The 1,182-nt window shown below is 79.6% G+C and carries 2 protein-coding genes; one reads left to right on the top strand and one right to left on the bottom strand.

Translation table 11 applies throughout. The features are described from left to right. Positions 1–48 precede the first annotated feature (48 nt). Positions 49–495, bottom strand: coding sequence for a hypothetical protein (locus tag ABEB16_RS20120; protein ID WP_345713975.1), 447 nt, complete (start codon positions 493–495; stop codon positions 49–51). A 69-nt stretch (positions 496–564) separates the two neighbouring features. On the opposite strand from ABEB16_RS20120, the gene ABEB16_RS20115 reads away from it, so the two are divergent. Continuing rightward, the gene (locus ABEB16_RS20115; protein WP_345713974.1) at positions 565–1,140 is read left to right on the top strand and encodes a PadR family transcriptional regulator; all 576 of its coding nucleotides are present in this window, start codon (positions 565–567) and stop codon (positions 1,138–1,140) included. Positions 1,141–1,182 lie beyond the last annotated feature (42 nt).

Raw genomic sequence — 1,182 nt, 5'->3', positions numbered from 1 at the left:
GTCGCGGCCGGGCGGCTGGGCGGCCCGGCTCGGCGGCCCGGCGGGAAGTCAGCGCGCCGGCGCGGGCCGGGCGCGCCAGAAGGTGACGGCGAGGGCGGCCGCCACCGGCGTCCACAGCAGCCGCTCCGGCAGCGAGGGCGAGGCCAGGTTGAGCACGGTGCCCACGCCCATCAGCGCGGCGGCGCCGGTGAGCACCGCGCGCCGGGGAGCGGCGGGCAGCAGGCCGGTGCCGGCGACCACGGTCAGGGCGGCGTAGGTGAGGGCGGAGGCGGCGCTGGCGAGGCGGTAGCCGTCGGGCAGCACACCGGCGTGGACCCCGCCCCAGGCGAGCCGGCCCCACGGGGCACCGGCGGCCAGGGCGAGCTGGAAGCAGGCCACGCCCGCGGTGAGGGTGGCGGCGACGGCGCCGGCCCGTCGCCGGCCGAGGTGGGGGTCCGCGGCGCCGGTGGGCGCGAGGAGGGACGTGCCGGGTGCGGGGTGCGGGAGCGAGGTCACCCGCCGCACGCTAGTATCTCTGACAGATACACGGCAAGGTCGGTGTCCCACCGGATCAGGAGGACGGGCGTGGCGCGGCGGTCGCAGACGGAACTGGCGGTGCTGGGGGCCCTGTCCGTGGCACCGGCGACGGGCTACGGGGTGCGGGCGGCCGTGCGCGACACCCTGGGCCACTTCTGGCACGAAAGCTTCGGGCAGATCTACCCCACCCTGGCGGCGCTGGAGTCCGCCGGCCTCGTCGAGCGCCTCGAACCCGGCGCCGGCGCCAGCCCCTTCCGCATCACCGCCGCCGGGCTGCAGCGGCTGCGGGAGCTGCTGCTGCAACCCGGCGACCCGCTGCCGCCGCGCGACCCGCTGCTGCTGCGCCTCTTCTTCGGCCGCCACGTCGGCGACGACGTGCTGCGCGGCTGGCTGCGCGAGGCGCTGGCGCAGGCCGAGCAGGCGCAGGCGCGCTACGACGCGCTGCGGGCGCAGGTCGAGCAGGAGCTGACCAGCGCCCCCGACGCGCGCTACTGGCTGCTCACCGTCACCGCGGGCCAGCACCGCGCCCGCGCCGGCGCCGAGTGGGCCCGGGAGGCGCTGCAGCTGCTGGAGCGGGCGCCCGCACCCGGCCCGCCCGCACCCGGCCCGCCCGCGCAGACCTGACGCCGGGACGCACCGGGCCCCCGCTCGCGGCGCGCGAGCGGG

The organism is Kineococcus glutinatus, from assembly GCF_039542765.1.
In the GTDB taxonomy this organism is placed as follows: Bacteria; Actinomycetota; Actinomycetes; order Actinomycetales; family Kineococcaceae; genus Kineococcus_A; species Kineococcus_A glutinatus.
This window is presented reverse-complemented; position numbering and strand designations above follow the sequence as displayed.